This window comes from Streptococcus sp. HMSC066F10 (assembly GCF_001813805.1).
In the GTDB taxonomy this organism is placed as follows: Bacteria; Bacillota; Bacilli; order Lactobacillales; family Streptococcaceae; genus Streptococcus; species Streptococcus vaginalis.
In genome coordinates, this window is sequence record NZ_KV813992.1 from 1 (window position 1) to 3,186 (window position 3,186).

The window sequence follows — 3,186 nt, forward strand, 5'->3', positions numbered from 1 at the left end:
ACGAGATGATGTAGTTACCGAACAAGTCTATTGAACCGTCTGTTGTAATTGCGTTAAGAATTTCAAAGTTTTCTGAAGAGTTTTTAGAAAATATTTTCGAAATTATATAAACGCTTACATTTTCGCTTTTGTTTTGTTATAATAGACCTAAAACAGAGTTTTAGATTAGAAAGGATGAAACACGGAAAACAATAATATCTAAAATTCTAAGCAAACTAATTTTATTACACAAATACATCTAAAGAAAGGAGTTATGGGATCAAAATGATGCCATTCCTAACAACGGAAGAATTAACTTTTAATCATGAGATATACAATAAAATTAATTGGGTATAACGTATTTTCGTTGTTTATATTCTTTATCTTATCAATGTTGTTTAAAGTTCCCTTTAGGTGGTGGATGAGCATTGCAATGACGACTTCGTCGTACATTGTATATAATTACTTAGAGAAAAAGAGAGAAAAGGAATGATCTTATACCAGATCATTCCTTTTCTGCTTTCTGTAAAATCCCTCGGAGTGTGTTTGGCGCTTTGATACGAAGTGTCAAAGCTGTATAAACGTTACTATTTCTAAAAAAGTAACAGAAAAGTCCTGCTTTGTAGGACTGCTTTGGGTGAGTAATAGACATGTCGACTCACCCTATTTCCTGATGGCGATAAAGCGTCGCAGACCGCACTTTTACGAAGTAAAGTATAGTGCACTATACTTTACATGGAAGTTGTGCCGAAAATGTGCTAAACTACTAGCTAAGATGTTAGGTATTTAGGCAAGCAATAGCCTGGGCGACTTGCCTGTCATTCGTTATTCGAATGACCACCTGGAAAGGAGCTGAAGGATAAGCTATCTCGTTGCGAGAATGCAGAAGATGAAAGCTGGTAATTTGGGAGGAGCTTATAAGCACAATGAACGTGTTTTTGAGACGCACTCAAACAAGGATATCGACACGAGCAGGTCACACCTCAACTATGAGTTGACGGATCGCGATCGCTCTGTGTCGTATGAACGTCAAATTAAGGGCTCTTTGTTAACTGTAGTGGGTTGATGAAAAGTTACAACCTGGAGAGGATCGAATTTGCCCTCTCCTTTTTGATGTTCAAAGCAATAAGGATTCTAGTTTTAAAGTTATCAAAGTTCCGGAATCCAAAAGTATTTCGCTTGATAACTTTGATGATGTTGTTAGTAGCCTCCAGTTTTGCATTAGAATAGGATAATTCCAGAGCGTTCATGCTCTTGTCCTTATCTTTCAAAAAAGTCTTAAAAACAGTTTGAAAAATAGGATTAACACAAGAAATTGTCTCTTCAATAAGGCCAAAGAAATAATCAGCTTGTTTCTCTTGAAAATGAAAGAGTAAGAGCTGATAGAGGTCATAGTGTTCTCGTAGTTCTTGAGAATAAGAAAGTAGCTTTTCAAGAATCTCTTGATTTGTCAAGTGCATGCGAAAAGTAGGGCGATAAAAGCGTTTATTGCTGAGTTTCTGGCTGTCTTGCTGGATCAGTTTCCAGTAGCACTTCAGCGCCCTATATTCATGAGACTTTCGATCTGGTTGCTTCATGATTTAGATGCGAAGACGACACATAGCCCGGCTGAGATGTTGTACAATGTGAAAGCGATCAAGGATGATTTTAGCGTTTGGAAATAGTTTTCTGGCGATGTCGTAATAAGGACTAAACATATCCATTGTAATGACTTTAACGCCGTTTCGGACCTGTCTGGAATAGCGCAGAAAGTGATTGCGAATCGTTGCTTGAGTCCGTCCGTCTAGGATAGTTATGATTTGTCTTGAATCGAAATCCTGTGCAATGAAGCTCATCTTGCCTTTCTTGAAACTGTATTATGAGTTGGAAGGGAAGATAGATCTGTCTTGAACTTGAATTCATGTAGTTTACGAATGACAGTTGAAGTAGATACAGATAAACTTTCAGAGATGGCCGTCATAGGGACTTTCTCGATCAATTTTTGTATGATTTTCTGGTTGACGATAGTTGCGATTTGGTGATTTTTCTTGACTAAGGAAGTCTCAGCTACAACCATTTTCCCGCAATCCTGACAGCAGAAACGGGGTTTTCTCAATCGAATGAGAGTCTTGTATCCCGCACATTCTAAATAGGGAATTTTTGATTCTTTTTGAAAGTCATATTTAGCCATTTTTCCTTGGCAGTGAGGACGTTTAGGTGCAGGACAATCTAGCTTAGCGATGATTGCTTTAAGTGTTCCAGCATCTAGAACATCCAAAATCGTAATGTTAGTGTCTTTTATTCCCAGTAAGTTTGTGATAAAATGTAATTGTTCCATATGAATCTTTCTAATGAGTTGTTTAGTCGCTTTTCATTATAGGTCATATGGAACTTTTTTTCTACACAAAAATAGGCTCTATAAGATCTATAGGGGATTTACCCACTACAAATATTATAGAGCCAAAAAAGAAAGGACGAAATTCGTCCTTTCTCGAGCTTAGCTTTTTTCAATCATTTACAGTTGATAGATAGCCAAGACTTTCAGTTTTTAGTCTTCTTTTTTCTTGCGAGAAAGAAGTCCAAATCCGCTAAGGGCTCCAAGAAGTCCAAGTGTTGCTAGGCCTGCATGGGCTTCTGTACCTGTATTAGGCAATTCCTTCGCTTCTGCTTTCTTAGCTGGAGTGCTATCAGATGCTTGTGCTGAATTGTCCGCAACAGTTACCTTAACTGGAACTTCATCTTTAGAACCATCTGGGTATGTTACTACAACTGTTGCGTCTTTGTCGCCTGGTGTTGTAGTGTCTACTGGTGTCTTGAATTCGAACTTAGTTCCTTCTGGAAGGTCTCCAACGTTTCCGATTGATTTCTTAGGATCTGGAGTTTCGCCAACATTAACAGTTTGTTCCTTAGGTGTTGGTGTGTTCTTATCTGCATCAGTACGTGGATCTGTAACAGTTACCTTAACTGGAACTTCATCTTTAGAACCATCTGGGTATGTTACTACAACTGTTGCGTCTTTGTCGCCTGGTGTTGTAGTGTCTACTGGTGTCTTGAATTCGAACTTAGTTCCTTCTGGAAGGTCTCCAACGTTTCCGATTGATTTCTTAGGATCTGGAGTTTCGCCAACATTAACAGTTTGTTCTTTAGGTGTTGGTGTGTTTTCTTCGGCTTGTGTCGGCGCTTTTGTAACTGTAAATGTACAGGTTTTCCGTCAGCACCTTTAACTGG

General features: G+C 38.4%; 3 pseudogenes. 1 reads left to right on the plus strand and 2 read right to left on the minus strand.

Features of this window, described 5'->3' with window-relative positions:
* Nucleotides 1-838: 838 nt before the first annotated feature.
* Nucleotides 839-1,018 (plus strand): annotated as a pseudogene (locus HMPREF2933_RS07785) (plasmid recombination protein); the annotation flags it as partial.
* Between the two features lie 34 nt (nt 1,019-1,052).
* On the opposite strand, the pseudogene HMPREF2933_RS09805 reads toward HMPREF2933_RS07785, so the two are convergent.
* Together HMPREF2933_RS09805 and HMPREF2933_RS09815 are read right to left on the minus strand one after the other, a co-directional pair.
* Nucleotides 1,053-2,296: pseudogene (locus HMPREF2933_RS09805) on the minus strand (ISL3 family transposase).
* A gap of 210 nt (nt 2,297-2,506) precedes the next feature.
* Nucleotides 2,507-3,070 (minus strand): annotated as a pseudogene (locus HMPREF2933_RS09815) (Rib/alpha-like domain-containing protein); the annotation flags it as partial.
* Between the last annotated feature and the right edge of the window lie 116 nt (nt 3,071-3,186).